The sequence below is a fragment of the Nostoc sp. MS1 genome, assembly GCF_019976755.1.
Taxonomy (GTDB): Bacteria; Cyanobacteriota; Cyanobacteriia; order Cyanobacteriales; family Nostocaceae; genus Trichormus.
Genome location: NZ_AP023441.1, coordinates 4,964,808 through 4,983,533, shown reverse-complemented (window position 1 = coordinate 4,983,533; position 18,726 = coordinate 4,964,808). Strand labels below are relative to the sequence as shown.

Here is an 18,726-nt window from a genome sequence, read left to right as displayed (position 1 = left end):
TTTATTAGGTTGGGTAATGTTTTTACACATTACCCAATTTTTGCAATTTTCTCAGATTGCTGATTCCACATGTATTTTCATATTCTCTAATATTTTCAGTTTAATTATGCTTTCCTTAACTTCTCCAAACCAATGGCAACAGCTTGCAGAAAAACATCTACTAGCAGGAAATTATTTTCAGGCTGCTAGTCTTTATGAAGAAGCAATTAGTAAAGAGCCTGAAATTAAATCTTATTATTGGAATTTGGGTTTAATGTTGCTTTTACAAGGTCAAGATGTAGAAGCACAAACAACTTGGTTCATGGCAATGATGGAAGGAGAACCAGAAGAACTTGAAGCTGGGAATTGTGAATTGGTAAAAATTTTAGAAACAGAAGCTCAACGGCAAGAAGAACTAGAAAATTATACAATTTGCGAAAAAATACGTCAAAATATTAAAGAATTTTCTCCTCTAGAGATTCACAACTTATTACATCTACTCAAACTATCTATTAAATTAGAAACTTATACAGGTGAAGAGTTACAAGAGCTAGGAATTATCCAAATTCTAGAATCTGAACCTAGTATTGAAGTTAATTTAGAATTATTAATGGCAGCTTTAAAGAGTGTTTTAGATTATGCACCTGCTCATCCTTTAACCATAGATTTCGTCAAAGCTTGTTTACCACATTGCAAAAATAATCCCCAAGCCTTACTAGTAACTTTGTTACCTGCTGCCATAGATATTGGTTATTCTCATAGACAATATAGTGTAGCAGCCCAATTATGTGAACTCTACTTAAAAGTAAATCCTCATAACCAAGAAGTCATCGGTCATCTGGCTAGCATTTATCAAAATGCGGGTCAATATGAAAAAGGTATAGAAGTTTCTAAATTATTCTATTCTCTAGTAGAAGAACCAGCCAATAAGGTTTTTGCTAATCGCCAAATTTTGAGAGGGCTAATGACCGCAGGTGGTCATTGGCAAGAATCTTATTCTGCCCATCACCATCAAGAATCATTAGTAAAATTGCTAATAGAAGATAATCCTACACAACTTGACAATGCGAGAATATCTCGATTATTTAATGCTAATTTTTTTACACCTTATATAGAAGATAATCCTAGAGAAAATAGAAATATTCAAAATCAATTAATGGGTATCTGCCAGGCAAATATAGTTAATTGTAATCGAGCAGAAATAGACAAATATTCTCAAGGCAATTTTGCTAGAAAAAAACAAAATTGCCAGAAGAAAAAATTAAATATAGGCTACTTATCCCATTGTTTAAGAAGCCACTCAGTAGGTTGGTTAGCACGATGGTTATTTCAGTACCACGACAGAGACAAATTTCAAGTTAATGCCTATTTTATAAACACTAGTCCAGCTTTAGACCCCTTACATGAATGGTATCTTGGTAAGATTGATAAAGGTTATAAATCAAATGAATATTTGCAAATTGCTGAAGAAATTTATCAAGATGAAATTGATATTTTAATTGATTTAGATAGCATTACTTTAGATACTACTTGTGACATCATAGCTATAAAACCTGCACCTATTCAAGTTACTTGGCTTGGTTGGGATGCGTCAGGAATTCCAGCCGTAGATTATTTTATTGCTGACCCCTACGTTTTACCAGATTCAGCCCAAGAATACTACAAAGAAAAAATCTGGCGTTTACCTCAAACTTATGTTGCAGTAGATGGGTTTGAAGTAAGTGTGCCTACAGTTCGTCGTGATCAATTAAATATTCCTGATGATGCAATAGTCTATCTTTGTGGGCAAAGAGGCTTTAAACGACATCCAGATATTACTAGATTGCAATTGCAGATTCTCAAGGAAGTTCCTAATAGCTACCTCTTAATTAAAGGAATATCTGATGAAGAATCTCTGAAAATATTTTTTGACGAACTAGCAGACGAGGAAAGGGTAGATACTTCAAGATTACGATTTCTACCTATCGTATTTTCCGAATCGATTCATCGAGCTAATTTAGGCATCGCAGATGTAGTTTTAGATACCTATCCTTATAATGGTGCTACAACTACTTTAGAAACTTTGTGGATGTGTATTCCTATGGTGACAAAGGTAGGTGAACAATTCGCTGCCCGCAATAGCTATACTATGATGATGAATGCTGGTATTACAGAAGGTATCGCTTGGACTGATGAAGAATATGTAGAGTGGGGTGTACGTTTAGGTAAGGATGAAGCTTTAAGAAAAGAAATTGCTTGGAAGTTGAAACAATCCAGAAAAACATCACCTTTGTGGAATGGTAAGCAGTTCACTCGTGAAATGGAAAATGCTTACACCCAAATGTGGCAAAGATATATTCAAGATTAGTAGCCTGATATCTTCATAAAATGAGAGACGCGATAAAATAAATCGCGTCTCTCAATAAAACGTATAATTATGCTAACTACCTAACCTGTAGAATAGGAATATTTTCTACTGGTACTTGTGTTAAACCTTCTTGATCTTCGTGTCGTAAAGTGATTTTGGCAGAGATGTGAGGTATTAAAGTTTCCCACTGAATTTCAGACTCATTGCCTAACAGAGCAATTTCTAATCCTTCACTAATATCTAAGTCTTCTTCCATCAAAAGATTCATCGCCACGCCAGATAATAATAACTCTGCTTCCTCGGTAGGAATATTATTGGCATTAATCAGTAGCGTAATTTTCTCATAATCAGGATGATATGCAATTGCTTTGATCACTTCTTCTAAGTCAGCAGTGATTAAATCTTCTGGTTGATGCCAATCTGGAAAAATAATGAAATTAGTTTGTTTTAAATTCAGAGATTTTTGAATTTCAATTGATTTATCTTGTTGCCAAAGCTTTTGAATTTCGGTAGGGATACTGTGGATGAGCAACATAGCTTTTTCTAATTTCTCAACTTCTATACCCTTGAAAAATATAAATAAAGCTTCTGCTGCCTGTTGCCCACTGGGAAGATATTGTAAAATATCGATAATTTTGATTAATGCTTGTTTGCGGATGAGACAAAATGCCAATAAACTAAGTGGATATTGCAGCCAGGGTAAAGTAGCTACAGCCTCTTCATAAATAAAATTAGGGTCTCGTTTAGTAAAAATCCCTTGGGGTAAAAATACACCTTTTTCGATTAACTTACCCTGACTAGGCAACCATCCCCCAAACCAAACCCCAGGAATTTTATCATGTCCATAAGCTAGTAATGCTTCCATTGCTGAGGAGATTGCAGATTCACAATATTGAATATTACTATGACTTAACAAAATATATTCATCAGGAATTTTTCTTAATAAAGTTAAAACATTTTCTAAAGCCTGAGAGTAATTTGTTAAATCAAACTTTATAGAATATTCATTAATTTGCTTATATAGAGAACTTTTCAAGCTTTGAGATAAAAAATCTTCCTTTTCTGATTCGCTATTATACTTTATTTTTACAACACCAACGGTTGGATAAGTTAATTCTATTTGATTTTTAATAGATGATTCGTATCTAATCTTTCGTCGAAATTCATTAATTTCTATTAAATACTTTTCTAAAAAGTCATTCTCCTCAAGAATAGAGGGCTGTTTTTGCTCAATTTTAGGTAAATTGTATATTGAAGTACCATATAAAATACTATTACAAACTTTATCTAATGTGGGATCAATTCCTGGTTCTAATTGCCTAAAATCTTCGTATAATAATCCTTTAGAATTAAAAGAATTAAACTTATTGCAAAATCTAAAAAATAAAGTATTAGTAAAGCGGTATAACTTTCTATAATCTTCTATAGTTAGCTGTGCTGAGTCCGATAACAGGTTATCTACTAAAACTGTTAAGGATGGTATATCAGACTGATGAATAACATGGCGCAAGGCAGAGTAATACAAAGATTGCTCTGAAACTGCTGTAGGTATTCCTTTAGCTGCACACTCAATCGCCATTGTACTGAAGAAAGCGATCGCAGCGTCAGTATGCCATAACAAAGCATAAGATGTTAGCTGCTCTGATGGCATGATAATTCGCACATTTTTGGGAATAGATAAAGCTTGCTGATGCGCCCTTTTAATGAAATCCATCTCAGCATTAACATATTTTTCGCCTGCTATATAAGGATGATGGCGAATTACTAAATATTCATCTCTATCTGCAAATATTTCTATTAATTTATCAATGATTTCAAGCTGAGATGTAATCCCGGCGAAGTCTTCCGCCATAGCTAATTCGTCTTCACTAGAAGTAAATACTGCAAAAATTTTGGCATCTTCGGGAATATTTAGCTGACGACGAACCAAACTATAATCTGTCTGATAATCATAGAATGAAGAGAAATTTAAGTTTCGTCCGGCTTCCCGTTCTAACCAGTATTGCTTGACCTGCGTTAACTCAGAAGTTGTTAGAGGAACATTTTCCCAGGCTTTAATTAAATTTAGGGCTGGTGTAGAATGATAACAAGTATGATTACTGACTAAAGTATAGGTGTCATCAATATATCCTCTTTCTTGGACAATAACATCAATATTACGTTGACGTGCTACCTCAAAAGCAATTCTAGAAGGTGCTAATCTAGCACCTAATAAAAATAGATGAGTCGGTTGATAAAAGTCTATTAATCTAGATACTGCTTGATAAGTTATGAAACCATCAATCAAATAATCTTTATGAACTTTTCTCACATCTGGATGAGATAGCCCTGTTGATGTAATTCTGAAATAAGTATATATAGATGACGTAACCCATGCACCTATCTGTAAATCTTGATAGTAAGCCTCAGCATATTTTTCTGGGTCAACAGTTTCTATCCACGCTTGTGCTAAATGATCATCTTCTTGAAGCACAAAATCTCTAAGTTGTTTATGGGGAAGCTCAAATAAATCATGAAAATATTCTTGGCTTGTATGAGAGCAATAATTACATAATTCCTCTTGTCTTTCTCCTGCTCCTCTAAGGATATAACAAGATTTAAAAAGCCCATTACATCCAATTGTTAAAACTTCACAGCCTCGCATGGTTAATGCAGTAGCAACAGTTGCATCAACTTGATGATGAAATATCCAAGCTGGAGGAATGGAATATAGGGAGAAAAATAAAACTTTTTTTGGTTGAGTCATAATTTTATTTAAAAAATCTAGTATATTTGAGCCTTAATGCAGTATATTCCACGTTATAGGTGTTCCTTTTTTAATATCTTGCTTGATTTGCTTGCCCAGCAAAACATCATAATATTTCGGTGCTAAACCATAACCTGGACGTATAATTTTGAGGTTATCTTGTGTAAAGATATCCCCAGCTTTCATGTCTTGAGAAATATATAGCGATCGCCTAAAAGTCAATGAATCTTTCTCGGCTGGAGTCGCCCCGTATTGTATAGTACCCATTGCTTGCCAGGATCTCTCACTTTCTATTACCAACTGACGCATTTCTTCAGGTTCCATTGAAAAAGCCGCATCAACGCCACCATCAGCACGACTGAGAGTAAAGTGTTTCTCGATAACTCTTGCGCCTAAAGCCACACTGGCTACAGCAACACCAATTCCCAAGGTGTGATCTGACAACCCCACTTCCACATTAAACAAGTCGCGCAAATGAGGAATTGTCAACAAATTACTATTTTCTGGAGATGCAGGATATGTACTAGTACATTTGAGTAATATTAAATCTTGACAACCATTTTCTCTGGCGGTGCGTACAGTTTCATCTAATTCTGCCACTGTCGCCATTCCCGTAGAAATAATCATGGGTTTACCAGTGCTGGCGACTTGGCGAATGAGGGGTAAATCTGTATTTTCAAATGAAGCTATCTTATAACAAGGAACATCTAATGATTCCAGAAAATCTACAGCCGTAGTATCAAAGGGTGTACTAAAACCAATAATTCCTAATTCTCGACAACGTTGAAAAATTGGTTGATGCCATTCCCAAGGCGTGTAAGCTTGCTGGTATAAGTTATGTAAAGATTTACCATGCCATAAACTTTGAGGATGATCAATGTAAAATTCACCTGCATTGATATCCAATGTCATAGTGTCAGCTGTATAAGTCTGGATTTTCAGCGCCTGAACTCCAGATTTAGCAGCAGCTTCTACAATTTTTAAGGCTGTTTCTAAGGATTGATTATGATTGCCAGACATTTCGGCAATTATAAATGGCGGGTTATTAACGCCTATTTTATTATCAGCAATATAAATTTCCTGCATATATTTTTTCTGGTAAATTGTTAGCGGTACTGACTAAATGAATTGCCTGTTGTCCCTGTTTGATTACTGTATCTTTTATGTGAAAGCCTGCCTGAGTAAAGGCTTTAATTGATGCTTGATTGGATGGTTTGATATAGGCGTGCACTAGATGAATACCGGTGTTTTGAAAAATTTGTTTCTGGGCTATTTCAATTAAATAAGTACCGTAGCTTTGTTGACGATATTCCTGAGCAATACTGATAGAAATAACAGCTTCTTCCCCTTCTATTTCATAACGAATTTGCCCGACAGGTATATTATCTTCATTCATAGCTATATAGAAAATACAGTTAGCATTGAATTTAGATTTAAACCAGGTTTGATGTTCTTGCCAAGCAATAAGTTTTGAGGAAAAAGAAACAGCACGCACTTGTGGCTCATTTGCCCATCGCCATAATAATCTACTATCTTCTATAGATACTGGACGTAATTTTAAGAAATAGTTTTTTATATATCGAACTACACGTTGACTACCCCAGCCATCTATTAATTCTTGGCTAGATTTAGTCATGGCTAATCTAGTATTAATTGCTAGTGATAATTCCTGAACTGCGGTAGCTATTTCACTAGGAGAAATATTGCTATGCCAACCTAAATTAATGAATACTTGTAGGGAATGTAATTTTTGAGCGATCGCCTGTTGGTTTTCAGCCAAAATTATGATCAAGCTGGGTAAACCCATAAAAGCTAATTCCCAACAAGTGCTCCCACCAGCAGTAACAGCCATATCAGCCCAAGCCATTAACTCACGCATATTGTTGACATTTCGTTCTATACGAATTGTTAACCCAGATGTTTGTGCTACAAGCTTTATTTCCTCATAATGTGGGTTACTTCCTCCAATCACAACTACTATTTCTAAAGCATGACCGGATAATAACTGTAACGCTTGAATCACTTTTAAAGTCACGTTATCATAGTCAGCACCACCCATTGTTATCAGTATTTTTTTGGCTATAGGTGGGTTAACTCTCTGCCATCCTCCCCATTGCCAAAACTCACGCCGTAAAAGTGTATAGCTTGTCCCAAGTAATAATTGCGTGTCAGGTTCTTTATGAGTATATAAAGCTGGATCAGCAGAAATATTTTGATTTAATACTAAGTCAGCACAGTAATAACCTGCGTGTCCATAATCATCAAGAAAGAGAATTTTTAACCCTGCATTCTTGATGTTTTTTTGATATATATCTCCAAAATTATACCCATCTATAACTAACCAATTACTATTTAATTGATGCGCTAAAATCGCGCTTGCTTGTGCATCTTCTGAACTTCCTAATTTTGGCGAAATCTTAATAACTTCTATGTTTTCCGTTCTTAGCTTCTCCTCAAATATAAGTGCTGTTTCAGCCATGATAAAAACTGCCTTACCTCCAGCCTGTTGCCAAGCTTGAGCTAATGCTAAACAACGCATCAAATGACCAGTACCGATTTGAGGAGATACATCAACACGAAACAGCAAATTCATCTGATTTTAAATAATGGCTCTAAGGGTTGACATTTGAGATATTTATCGAGACTTTGATCTGTAACTACTTCTCGCAATAGAGAAAATACTTCACTATAAACTGATAATAATCTTTCCACATCAATATCACTATGAGAATAACTGATATTATGCGTTCCCAGAGTCAAAATACCCTTAGCAAACATTTCTTGTAGAAATAAAGTCTTAATCTGCCATTGGCTATAAGGATGAACATCTTTAAATAATATAAATGACCAGCAAGGATAACCAGCGAGAGAGACAATATGGCTCATTGATAGCTGCTCAATTAGTTTTTGTAACCCGGTGATAATCTTTTGACCTTGTTGCCTTAACGTATCGATAACTGGCAGCTTTTCCAACTTAGTCATAGTTGCTAATGCAGCCGCTAATGAGAGGGTTTCTCCACCAAAGGTAAAAGAGAAAAATATCTCATCCATCATTTGCATGATATCTGCTCTACCTACTACAGCAGATAGAGGAAAACCGTTTGCTAATCCTTTACCAAAGGTAGCTAAATCTGGGGTAACACCAAAATATTCTTGAGCGCCACCATTAGCAAACCGAAATCCTGTAATTGTTTCATCAAAAATTAGTAATGCTCCATTTTGATGAGCTAATTCTTTAACACTTTCTAAAAAGCCTGCTTCTGGTGTAGCAACATTTACTGGTTCCATTATCACTGCTGCTATTTCACCTGAATATTCTTGAAATATTTGATGTAAAGAATCTAATTTATTGTAGATAAAAGTATGAGTTAATGCCTGTACAGATTTGGGTATGCCTAAATTCCGAGTGGTTGAACCGATATACCAATCATGCCAGCCGTGATAACCACAAACAGCAATGTGATCTCGTCCAGTATAAGCTCTTGCTAAACGTATAGCCCCTGTTGTAGCATCAGAACCGTTTTTACCAAAGCGCACCATTTCTGCACAGGGAACCATCTCGATTAATTTCTCCGCAACTTGAATTTCTAGCGGATGAGGTAGAGAAAAAATTACCCCAGCTTCTAACTGTGAATGTACTGCGGCTGTAACGTCAGGGTCATTATATCCCAAAGTGATTGCTGCTAACCCATTAATAAAATCTATGTACTCATTTCCGTCTACATCCCAAACATGGCTACCAAACCCTTTAGTTAAAAAGTAAGGAGAAACACCAAAAGGATATTGAGTTTTACTCTTACTGAAAGTTTGAGTACCTAAAGGAATAGATTGCAGCGCCCTTGCTAATAATTTTTCTGATTCTAAATAAGGTTGTGACATAGTTAAGCACCTGCATTTTGACTTATAAATACTTCATCTGCTAATAAAGATTTGTGCCAGCCTTCGTTTCTCGGATAGCAAGTATTGAAAGTTTTTAAATCTGGATTTTGTTCTAAAAGATTTAAAATATCTTGAGTTGAGAACCTGGGATTAGATGGGTATAAAGCTGTGTATATCTTGACGACTAAATCAAAATCTAATGGTTCGTCTACAGTCCAACGTAAATAGGATAAATCTGTATTATGTTTATACAAACCTAGACAAAAACGATGTGTTTGTGAATGAATAAATGGTGTAACGTGTTCCCTTTGGGAAGGAAGTTTGGCTTCTTGCCAAGCCTGTTTTAAACAACTAAAACGAAATACTTCAGTATCTAACCCATCAGGAAAGGTTGGTGTAATTGTGTTGCTGGTGTAATCAAAATCCCCTGATAGATGATGAATAATAATTTTATCTATTAACTCTGGATCGCACAAAGGACAATCACCAGTCAGGCGGACTATATGTGCTGGAGAAATTGAATTAGCGGCTTGATAGAAGCGATCGAGAACATCATCTAATTTGCCCCGAAAGCATTCTACATCTCTTTGTTGGCAGTATTTTTCAATGAGGTCATCTGTTGAATCGGTGCTTGTGGCTACTAACAACCGATCAATCATTTTTGACCGTTTGATACGTTCAATTTGATGAAACAACATCGGTACGCCAAGAATGGGTTTTAACACCTTTCCTGGTAAACGTGAAGAACTAACCCTAGCCTGAAGAATTGCAATAATCATGTCTGTTTACTATGCCAATAATCTACAGATCTCATGCCTAATAAAATTACATCCATATCTTGACCATCAAAGATGACTTGCCCTCGCAGTAAACCTTCTTGCTGATAGCCACATTTGAGAAAAGCTTTAGCACTTCCGAAATTTGCGGCATAACAACCAGCTTTCAGTTTGTTGAGATGCAGCTTGCGGAAAGCAAATTCAGTTATTAAGGCGATCGCTTCCGTAGCGTAACCCTTTCCCCACAGTTCTTTTTTGCCGATAAATAAACTGACATCCGCATTGCGATGATGCCAGTTTATTGGCCCTAGCTTAATATTGCCAATATGCTCTTGATTATCATTTAAACAAATCGCAAAAAACGGTTCATCTTCTTTAGCGTCCATTTTTTTCACATATTCCGCAATATTATCTATAGACCTGCAAATAAACCTAGTTTCTAAATAACTATTAATTTCTGGGTCATTGAGCCATTGATAATATGTTTCATTCACGTCACTCTGTCTAACTTCACGTAAAAAAATTCTTGTGCTTTGAATAAATGGATAAAAGTTATAAGTTTTGTCCAATTTTGTTTACTCTAATTATTTAAACGAATGGAAATACCTGCATTTTTAATTTGCGCTCTAGTTTGCATAGGGTTTTCATCTTTAAAACAGAAATAAGTACCTGCGGCAACTGCTGCTGCTTTCCCAGCCAGAAAACCTTCGACAAAGTGAGCAGCTAACCCACAACCACCAGAAGTAATTACAGGAATTGATAGGCTATCCACAACCTGACGAGTTAGTTCTACATCCAAACCGCGACGGCTACCATCACGCTCGATAGATGTTAAAAGAATTTCTCCTGCTCCTCTTCTTTGAGCTTCTATCGCCCACGCCAAAGGATGCCAGTTTGTGTTCACTTTACCGCTTTTTTTATATACAATATAGTTCCCATTTTCTTGACGATAATCAATACTGACGACGACACATTGAGAACCGAACATCTCAGCAGCTTGATTAATCAAATCGGGGTTTTCCAGGGCAGATGTATTGATGCTGACTTTATCTGCACCATTGGAGAGGAGTTTACGAAAATCTTCTAGGGAACGAACCCCACCACCAACACAAAACGGCATAAATATTTGTTCGGCGGCTTTTTTCACTACATCTAAAATAATGCTGCGATTGTCAGTAGAAGCATCTAAATCAAGAAAAATTAGTTCATCTGCGGCTTGTGCTTCGTAAATTTTTGCTTGCGATACAGGATCGCCAATTTCAATAACTTCTCCGAAGTCTTTAGTAGTAACTAAAACCATTCTGGCGGTAGCACCAAAACGGCTAGGTTTCATTTGTAATTTAGGAATAAGACGATGCTTGAGCATAGGTTTAGGGGTTCCATCTCAAGAAGTTTTGTAAAACTTGCAAACCGTAATTTTGACTTTTTTCAGGATGAAACTGAGTGGCAAAAATATTATTTTTACGAACAGCTACAGTAACAACACCTCCATAGTCACAAGTTGCATCAATATCAGCTTGGCGATCGCAACTCATATGGTAAGAGTGAACAAAGTAAAAATCCGGTGCAGGCGGTAAATCTACAAACAGGGGACTATCTTGGCTATACTGCACATCATTCCAGCCTACCTGCGGTACACGAAAGGAAGAATCTTGTGGGTTGAGTCTGACAACATCAGCATCTAGCCAAGCTAATCCCTCATGTTCTCCACCTTCAAAACTCCGCCGGGCGATCACCTGCATACCGAGACAAATACCCAAAAATGGCTGATATTTATCCAAAACCATTTCTTCCAATACTTCTATAAAACCTCTATTTTTGAGGTTTAATATACAATCTCGAAATGCGCCTACACCTGGTAAAACAATTCGTTCTACATCTTTGAGTTCTGAAGCTTGCTGACAGATTTTTACATCTGCACCAACCATTTCTAAAGCATTGTAAACAGACAGAAGATTGCCCATGCCATAATCTACGATGCCAATCATAATTACCTCAAAGATAGCTTAAATAAATAAGTTTATTAACTACGACCTTGCCATCGTTGTAGTTGAATTTCTGTTTGTTCTCTGGGCATTGCCCCATCTCTTGACCATTGCTCAAAATCATGAAGTTTATCACCTGGAGTTACCTTGGCTGGTTCATGTTGATAAGGTGAAACTCCATGACTCATGGCAATTTCTAAAAATTCTGTTTCCGTTAAACCCGTATATTCTAAAAACAAATCCAAACTGGGGGGACGCTTCCCTTCATATTGAGTAATTAATTCCAAAGCATCTTCAGTTGTTAAACGATTATTTCTAATATCAAGTGCTGCCAAATGTGAAGGACGAGTATAACCACGCTTAATATACTTAATGTAATCGCGTACACCCTGCATATAGCATTCGATTTTTTCATACTCATACCCAGGTGGCACATTCTCGACGCGATCGCCTTGCCATCCCAGTTCTTCCTCAATGATTTTATACTGTCGCTTCACATCCCAAGGTATGTAAGAACCCAAACAAACTGAACGATAATTAATTTTTCTCAGTTCTTTTAATGGGGGATATGTGAAAGGTTTAACATCTCTTTCATCCACAGTACCTTGCAAGCGTACTAGCATATCCTCTGCACTAATCCCTAAATTTACATAGCGATTAAAGCGTTTTTCATCTACTTCTTCTGGCTGGTCATAACTATAGTAAGCAGTGTATTCAGCAGAAGGTTCGCCCCACATAATCAGAGGAGTTTGATAACGAATTGCCACCCACATGGGATAAGAAAATATCCCTGTGTGGCAGTGCCAACAAAAATCTCCCTTTTCTAAAAAACTCTGAAGCATGAGTTTTTGGACAACTTTCCAGTTAGGAGTAAATGTGTGAAAATCTACTCCCAATTTGCGAAGGACACGAGTTGTATTTTCTAGCAAATTGGGACGCAAAAAACCATGATCAAACCTGACAACTAGAGGTTTAATACCATAGGTTTCCACAAGATAATATAGTGTCCATGTACTATCTTTACCACCACTAAAAGGAATGATACAATCATATTCATACTTGCCACGATAATTTTCTATGAGTGAGTCTAGTTCCTTCTTCTTAGCATCCCAATCTATTTTGCCTTGTTTAATTTCATGTTGACGGCAAATATTACAAACCCCTTGTTCATCAAACATGATGGTTTCATGAGTTTCAGGGAGTAAACATCTAGCACAACGTTTTAGCTTAGACATAGTAAATTAATTCTCCAATTAATATTAAATACGTAAACCCGGATTAAATTTTCCATTTTGCCGGATTTAGTATATTTGGGTCGGTAATTGCAAACCGATAAAAATCTTGATTAGTCAATAAAGTTGGCTTTTTTATTGCCTCAATCATTTCCTGCAAGTGTTGATAATTATTTAAGCCAACCAAAATTTTATCGATTTCTGGTAAGTGATTGATAAAGGTGATCGCAGCCTGAACAATAGACATTCCATGTGAAATAATCAAATCATGAAGACATATTATATGTTCCTTAATCCTATGAAAATAAGAGGGTATTTGTTCAGGATTCATCAGTAGTAAACCCTGAAGAAATATTGAACGAGCATGAATTTCTATACCTTGGTCTTTCAGCTTAAATAAATGACCACTTCTAATCAAACGTTGGTCTAATATATTTATAGGTAATTGAATTACATCAATTTTATATCTTGCTAAAATCTTATCTATCTCTTCTCCTTTATAGACAGAAACACCAATTTTACTTACAAACCCTTTGTCTTGCAAGTCCATCATCTTGTTGACTAATAAATAACCATCTTCTACAAGTACATCATGAGCATTATGTATTAACAATCCATAGATCGATTGCTGTTTTAATGTGCGAAGTGACTTATAGAAGCTGTTCTCTAACGTTTGAACGTCATCATGAGTTATACAAGATTTAGAGAAGTGAGGTGTCTTGGTAACAATTGCAAATTCATGTTGTAATGGCAGATTTTTTCCTAATACCTCTTCGCTAGTTCCGTAAGCTGGTGCTGTATCTAAGAATCGAATACCATTTTCTAGAGCTAAATTTAAAATCCTACCTACCTCTGCTTCCGGTATTTTTCCTTCTTGGTTAGAAATACCATAATCTAAACCAAATTGTGCAGTACCAATAGCTAGTTTCATGGTAAATTACTCCTAAATACTAACTACTTTTTTAAAGAGAAAATTACCATTAATTCACTTTGTTTATCTTTTTGCTTCGCCACTATATCATGGCTAAAGAAAACATCATCTACATATTCACCAAAGAAACTCAGTATTTCTGCTACTGATTGAGTGCGTGTACCATCTATTGAATAACCATATACTTTCTCAATTTCTTCGTTTGTCAGGGGATTATACTCAATACCTACAGCAATAATAGCCCCATTCTTTGCTACCCTAATAATCTCTTGAGCCGCATTTGCAGGTGCTTTACTATAGTTAAATACCCAACCTACAATAACCGCATCCCAGGAATTATCTTCATATGGCATTTTGTGCATATCTCCTAAATCGACCCAAGGAGAGTAGGATATGAGATCCAGACCCTTAATTTTTTCTGATTTAAAACCATAGCCAAGTAAGCACAGTAAATCATCTTCACTACGAGGGCCGATGACCAGTATGCTAGAGTTTGAGGTTAATAACTCAATACTAGAAAAAGGCTTAATTAATCTATCAACTCTAGGGATGCTGAAGGTCTGGAAATTATCAAACGCACTCAAGTTATGTGTAATTGCATTCTTACCTACATCTGCGGTATGATGATCAAGAACTGACAGATTTTCCTGAATATTCACAAAATAAATGCTACGTCCAATATTTACTAACAATCTTATAGGATAAATTCTTAATAGCTCTCTTGTGAAACGCTCATCAAAAATTTGATTAAAATTCTCAGTTATTGATAATAAAAAAGTCCTATACTGTTCAAAGTAATTAGGTTCTTTTAAAAGAAAGATGATGTATTTAAAAGTTAATTTCAACAAGTGCATATACACCTCCAATAAAGTATATAACTGACAGCATGGCTAAAAACTTATACTAAATATATTCAAAAAATATTCAAAAGTTTTTATTTAAAACATTAAATAAATCTTGAATATGTATGTTTAAATTGATCTATATAATTAGTGAAACTGGTATTTTCCTTAACCTTTTCTAAAGTAACTGAATTATAAGCACCACCAAATAAACTATTAGAAAACTCAAGTTGTAAAACCAGTCTTTCACCTGAGTTTAATGGTTTACCTTTATGGAAGCCTCGCGTATCAGCTGCAATGATTGTCCCACATGAGCCTGTAATTTCTACAATATCTTCTTGACGATAATATTGATAAATTTCTGCATCTGCTATTCGCCCATCTTTGAGTAGCTCAGGTGGTTTACTTTGACATGAACCTTTAACATAACAATGAGGCCCATTTTCTGGAGTAACATCAGTTAAATAAACAAAAAACTTAATAAATTTAATTCTATCCATATCACAGTGATAGAGTTGAGCCGCCGCAGAATTAGCTTGCTTTTCAAAGGTTGTACTCCACCACATTGCTACTAAATCCTGAATTGGTTTACATCCAAGATATGATTGAGCGATCGCTAATATAGAAGTATCTGTTAGTAAGTTTTGAATCTCAGGATCGTTAATTAAATCCAACTCATCAAAATGATAAGTAGGGGCTAACAAATTTTGGCGATTATAAACTGTTTTTTGATGAGTAAATGGCGGATTATATGGTATGCTTTGTGTTGTTAACGCAAAATTTATTAATCTATCACACACTGCATTCGATAATTTATTTTTAAATACATAGAATCCATCATTATGTATTTGCTCAACTATATAATTTATTTTATGCTGCTGTAATTCGCCTAATACTCCATCAATTTTTGCTAATTTATGCGGAGGATTAAATTGATTAATTATTTCGGATACAAAATCATTAAAATAGCCATCTGTTGCATAAAATAACCATCTAAAAGCCATGTGAGCTTCGCCGGGAGTAACCCCTGTTTCTGTAAAAATATTATAGCCATCTATAAATATTTCTATTGCTTTGTTCAAGTCTGTTTCATCACTATAATTAGCTAATTCAGATGTAGATAACATTAAAGCTAATGTCATAGCATCTGGTTCTATCGCTTCTTGAATTTCGTTTAAAGTTTTATCATCTACCTGCATAATATTATGTGTTTGAGTAAGGTTACTACTTGTTCTTGTTCTTTATTCGTTAAACCGTAATATATCGGTATGCTTATAGCTGCTTGATAGTATTTTTCTGCCTCTGGAAAGTCCCCCCATTGAAACCCTAGTTGTTGATAGTAAGGCTGTGTGTGAACGGGAATATAATGCAAATTCACCCCAATACCAGCCTGACGCAATTCTTCAAATACTTGACGGTGATTTTTATTAATATCTTCCAGCTTGAGCCTAATTACATATAAATGCCAACTAGATTCAGTATCTAGATGTTGCCAGGGTAAAATAATAGGTAAATCATGCAATAGTTGATTATATCTTTGAGCTATAAAACATCTGCGTTCTACAAACTCATCTAGTCGTTGTAGTTGACTAGCACCTAATGCAGCTTGAATATCAGTTACTCGATAATTAAACCCTAATTCGATTTGTTGATAGTACCAAGAACCATGAGATTGCCCCTGTATTAAATTGGCATCGCGCGTAATTCCATGACTCCGCAATCTAATCAATTTTTGATACAATTCCTCCTGATTTGTTAACACCATGCCACCTTCACCAGTCGTAATGATTTTTACTGGATGAAAGCTAAATACTGTTATATCCGAAAATTTACAGTTGCCAATGGGTAGACCCTTGTATTTTCCGCCTATTGCGTGAGAACCATCTTCAATAATTCGGAAACCATACTGATGTGATAAAGCGGCTATTCGCTCCATCTCACAAGATTGTCCGGCAAAATGTACAGGTACTAAAACTTTAGGTAAACATCCATCTCGTTGAGCTTTAGCTAACTTACGCTCTAATTCATCTACACTCAAATTGTATGTATTTGGATCAATGTCAACAAAATCAATCTTTGCACCACAATAAAGACTACAATTTGCTGAGGCGACAAAGGTGTTAGGAGATGTCCAAAGAATATCCCCTTGCCCTAAATTAAGTGCTAAACAAGCTATGTGTAATGCTGCTGTGGCACTGGAAACAGCAACAGCATATTTAGTTCCACAATATTGGGCAACTGCTTGCTCAAATCTTTCTATACTAGGGCCTTGAGTAATCCACTCTGAGCGTAAAACTTCAACTACAGCATCAATATCTGCTTGAATTATATCTTGCCGTCCGTAAGGAATATAGTGACTCATTGCTTGAGCATATCTAATAGTTGAAAACCTTTAAGCCATTCTGTATTTGTCGCTGAACTATACTCAAACCCTTCGGGAACTGATTTACCTACTTCACCCAAAGCATTACGAGTGTAATCAAGAGAATAGGAATATTCAATAGTAGGTTTAATTACATAATGGTCGCAAAATTCTACTGCTAAATGAGATGATTCACTAGAAAACATGGCTTCGTGTAGCTTTTCTCCTGGCCTCATACCCACAATTTTAGTTGGCACACCTGGCGCTAGTGTTTCTGCTAAATCTGTAATTCTCATTGAAGGAATTTTGGGTATAAAAATCTCTCCTCCTTGCATTCTGGCAAAGCTGTCGAAAACTAAATCTACAGCTTGTTGTAGAGTGATCCAAAAACGTGTCATACGTGGATCTGTAATTGGTATTTCGGGAGCTTTTTCTTGAATTAGCTTCTGGAAAAATGGAACAACTGACCCTCTAGAACCAACTACATTACCATAGCGAACAACAGCAAAGCGAGTTTTCATCGTACCAACAATATTATTAGCTGCAACGAAGAGTTTATCCGCAGCTAGTTTGGTTGCGCCGTAAAGATTTATTGGATTTACTGCTTTATCTGTGGAAAGAGCTATAACTTTTTCTACTCCTTGTTCTAGAGCTACATCAATAACGTTATTACCTCCATGAATATTAGTTTTAATACATTCCATTGGGTTATATTCAGCAGCCGGTATCTGTTTCAGAGCCGCAGCATGAACTACATAATCTACATCACGCATAGCTAGATGAAGGCGATCGCGATCGCGTACATCTCCAATAAAATAGCGCATCACAGGCGAATTAAATTCCTGTGCCATCTCATACTGTTTAAGTTCATCTCGTGAATAAACAATTACCCTCCGAGGCTGATATTGGCTGAGAAGAGTTTTAACGAATTGCTTCCCAAATGAGCCTGTTCCACCTGTTATTAAAATAGCTTTTTCATTAAACATTTTCGTCTCCAAGACGGTATAGTATTTGCAATATCTTATATTAACTATTTAGATTTAAAGTTATTATTTGTATGATTGTTTCGCCTTTTTATATCTTCTAAAACAATTTTGTAGTCTTGCCTATTTGGATGTGATTTAACTAACTTTTCTAAAATTTCATTAGCACCTTTAAAATCTTGTAATTGTAACTTTGTTAAAGACAATTTTTCCATTACAGTTTGGTTGTTTGGCTCTCTTTGTAAAACTAACTCATAACCCCGCTCCTGTTCTTTTAATGAAGATTCATTAGACACTGTTACTGTCTTACTTGGGGTACTTTGATTCTGTACTGCTGTTTGAATTACTCTAATACCTGAAAACACCATTGAGCCAAAGAAGGAAACAACTGAAACTATAGTTAAAAGTCTTTTTTTTCTTTCTATTTGCTTTTTGCGGACAATTATATAGTCTTCGCTTGAACTAGCCATGATATTTTCAATGTGGTAAATACTTAGTTAATTTAAGGTGCTAAATATGAGATTACCCATTACTTCACAGAAACTAACACCTAAGCTAATAATTTTTTATGCTTAGATTTAGCTTAATGTTAAGATATGTAAATATAAATTGATGTTGCTGATACAAACAAAGAAAATTGCTGCTAATTTAATAGATGCAAAAA

The 18,726-nt window shown here is 35.5% G+C and carries 16 protein-coding genes; 1 reads left to right on the top strand and 15 read right to left on the bottom strand.

Translation table 11 applies throughout. The features are described from left to right. The first annotated feature begins 106 nt into the window (after nt 1-106). Complete coding sequence (locus NSMS1_RS21585; protein ID WP_224086787.1) at nt 107-2,326, top strand: O-linked N-acetylglucosamine transferase, SPINDLY family protein; 2,220 nt, start codon at nt 107-109, stop codon at nt 2,324-2,326. A 76-nt stretch (nt 2,327-2,402) separates the two neighbouring features. On the opposite strand, the gene NSMS1_RS21580 is transcribed toward NSMS1_RS21585, so the two are convergent. The 15 genes from NSMS1_RS21580 to NSMS1_RS21510 form a co-directional block, all read right to left on the bottom strand. Next, nucleotides 2,403-5,072, bottom strand: coding sequence for a hypothetical protein (locus tag NSMS1_RS21580; RefSeq protein WP_224086786.1), 2,670 nt, complete (start codon nt 5,070-5,072; stop codon nt 2,403-2,405). 33 nt (nt 5,073-5,105) lie between these two features. Beyond that, on the bottom strand, nt 5,106-6,158 hold the full coding sequence (gene pseI / locus NSMS1_RS21575) for a pseudaminic acid synthase (RefSeq protein ID WP_224086785.1): 1,053 nt from the start codon (nt 6,156-6,158) through the stop codon (nt 5,106-5,108). Further along, nucleotides 6,136-7,665 (bottom strand): UDP-2,4-diacetamido-2,4,6-trideoxy-beta-L-altropyranose hydrolase, encoded by a 1,530-nt coding sequence (gene pseG, locus NSMS1_RS21570; RefSeq protein WP_224086784.1) that lies wholly within the window; start codon nt 7,663-7,665, stop codon nt 6,136-6,138. The genes pseI and pseG overlap by 23 nt, the downstream gene beginning before the upstream one ends. Beyond that, the gene (locus NSMS1_RS21565) at nt 7,662-8,951 is read right to left on the bottom strand and encodes an aminotransferase class III-fold pyridoxal phosphate-dependent enzyme (RefSeq protein WP_224086783.1); all 1,290 of its coding nucleotides are present in this window, start codon (nt 8,949-8,951) and stop codon (nt 7,662-7,664) included. Before NSMS1_RS21565 ends, pseG begins: the two co-directional genes overlap by 4 nt. A gap of 2 nt (nt 8,952-8,953) precedes the next feature. Continuing rightward, nucleotides 8,954-9,730 (bottom strand): cytidylyltransferase domain-containing protein, encoded by a 777-nt coding sequence (locus NSMS1_RS21560; protein WP_224086782.1) that lies wholly within the window; start codon nt 9,728-9,730, stop codon nt 8,954-8,956. Beyond that, the gene (locus NSMS1_RS21555) at nt 9,727-10,296 is read right to left on the bottom strand and encodes a GNAT family N-acetyltransferase (protein ID WP_224086781.1); all 570 of its coding nucleotides are present in this window, start codon (nt 10,294-10,296) and stop codon (nt 9,727-9,729) included. Before NSMS1_RS21555 ends, NSMS1_RS21560 begins: the two co-directional genes overlap by 4 nt. 11 nt (nt 10,297-10,307) lie before the next feature. Continuing rightward, a complete protein-coding gene (gene hisF / locus NSMS1_RS21550) occupies nt 10,308-11,093 on the bottom strand; it encodes an imidazole glycerol phosphate synthase subunit HisF (protein WP_224086780.1) in 786 nt (261 codons plus the stop codon). Nucleotides 11,094-11,097: 4 nt separating this feature from the next. Continuing rightward, complete coding sequence (hisH, locus tag NSMS1_RS21545) at nt 11,098-11,715, bottom strand: imidazole glycerol phosphate synthase subunit HisH (RefSeq protein ID WP_224086779.1); 618 nt, start codon at nt 11,713-11,715, stop codon at nt 11,098-11,100. Between the two features lie 35 nt (nt 11,716-11,750). Then, nucleotides 11,751-12,947: an N-acetyl sugar amidotransferase gene (locus tag NSMS1_RS21540; RefSeq protein ID WP_224086778.1), complete on the bottom strand. Its 1,197-nt coding sequence runs from the start codon at nt 12,945-12,947 to the stop codon at nt 11,751-11,753. 43 nt (nt 12,948-12,990) lie between these two features. After that, nucleotides 12,991-13,875 (bottom strand): aldo/keto reductase, encoded by an 885-nt coding sequence (locus tag NSMS1_RS21535; protein ID WP_224086777.1) that lies wholly within the window; start codon nt 13,873-13,875, stop codon nt 12,991-12,993. A gap of 23 nt (nt 13,876-13,898) precedes the next feature. Then, entirely contained in the window at nt 13,899-14,729 is an 831-nt protein-coding gene (locus NSMS1_RS21530) for a class I SAM-dependent methyltransferase (RefSeq protein WP_224086776.1), read from the bottom strand. 92 nt (nt 14,730-14,821) lie between these two features. Further along, complete coding sequence (locus tag NSMS1_RS21525; RefSeq protein ID WP_224086775.1) at nt 14,822-15,916, bottom strand: phytanoyl-CoA dioxygenase family protein; 1,095 nt, start codon at nt 15,914-15,916, stop codon at nt 14,822-14,824. After that, entirely contained in the window at nt 15,907-17,079 is a 1,173-nt protein-coding gene (gene pseC / locus NSMS1_RS21520; protein WP_224086774.1) for a UDP-4-amino-4,6-dideoxy-N-acetyl-beta-L-altrosamine transaminase, read from the bottom strand. Before pseC ends, NSMS1_RS21525 begins: the two co-directional genes overlap by 10 nt. After that, the gene (gene pseB / locus NSMS1_RS21515) at nt 17,076-18,065 is read right to left on the bottom strand and encodes a UDP-N-acetylglucosamine 4,6-dehydratase (inverting) (RefSeq protein ID WP_224086773.1); all 990 of its coding nucleotides are present in this window, start codon (nt 18,063-18,065) and stop codon (nt 17,076-17,078) included. The genes pseC and pseB overlap by 4 nt, the downstream gene beginning before the upstream one ends. A 44-nt stretch (nt 18,066-18,109) precedes the next feature. Then, a complete protein-coding gene (locus NSMS1_RS21510) occupies nt 18,110-18,532 on the bottom strand; it encodes a tetratricopeptide repeat protein (protein WP_224086772.1) in 423 nt (140 codons plus the stop codon). Nucleotides 18,533-18,726 lie beyond the last annotated feature (194 nt).

Coding starts and splice junctions, on each gene's coding strand:
- NSMS1_RS21525 (WP_224086775.1), bottom strand. CDS start 15,916: ATGCAGGTAGATGATAAAACTTTAAACGAAATTCAAGAAGCGATAGAA.
- pseB (WP_224086773.1), bottom strand. CDS start 18,065: ATGTTTAATGAAAAAGCTATTTTAATAACAGGTGGAACAGGCTCATTT.
- hisF (WP_224086780.1), bottom strand. CDS start 11,093: ATGCTCAAGCATCGTCTTATTCCTAAATTACAAATGAAACCTAGCCGT.
- pseC (WP_224086774.1), bottom strand. CDS start 17,079: ATGAGTCACTATATTCCTTACGGACGGCAAGATATAATTCAAGCAGAT.
- NSMS1_RS21540 (WP_224086778.1), bottom strand. CDS start 12,947: ATGTCTAAGCTAAAACGTTGTGCTAGATGTTTACTCCCTGAAACTCAT.
- NSMS1_RS21560 (WP_224086782.1), bottom strand. CDS start 9,730: ATGATTATTGCAATTCTTCAGGCTAGGGTTAGTTCTTCACGTTTACCA.
- NSMS1_RS21585 (WP_224086787.1), top strand. CDS start 107: ATGCTTTCCTTAACTTCTCCAAACCAATGGCAACAGCTTGCAGAAAAA.
- NSMS1_RS21580 (WP_224086786.1), bottom strand. CDS start 5,072: ATGACTCAACCAAAAAAAGTTTTATTTTTCTCCCTATATTCCATTCCT.
- NSMS1_RS21565 (WP_224086783.1), bottom strand. CDS start 8,951: ATGTCACAACCTTATTTAGAATCAGAAAAATTATTAGCAAGGGCGCTG.
- NSMS1_RS21530 (WP_224086776.1), bottom strand. CDS start 14,729: ATGCACTTGTTGAAATTAACTTTTAAATACATCATCTTTCTTTTAAAA.
- NSMS1_RS21535 (WP_224086777.1), bottom strand. CDS start 13,875: ATGAAACTAGCTATTGGTACTGCACAATTTGGTTTAGATTATGGTATT.
- hisH (WP_224086779.1), bottom strand. CDS start 11,715: ATGATTGGCATCGTAGATTATGGCATGGGCAATCTTCTGTCTGTTTAC.
- pseG (WP_224086784.1), bottom strand. CDS start 7,665: ATGAATTTGCTGTTTCGTGTTGATGTATCTCCTCAAATCGGTACTGGT.
- pseI (WP_224086785.1), bottom strand. CDS start 6,158: ATGCAGGAAATTTATATTGCTGATAATAAAATAGGCGTTAATAACCCG.
- NSMS1_RS21510 (WP_224086772.1), bottom strand. CDS start 18,532: ATGGCTAGTTCAAGCGAAGACTATATAATTGTCCGCAAAAAGCAAATA.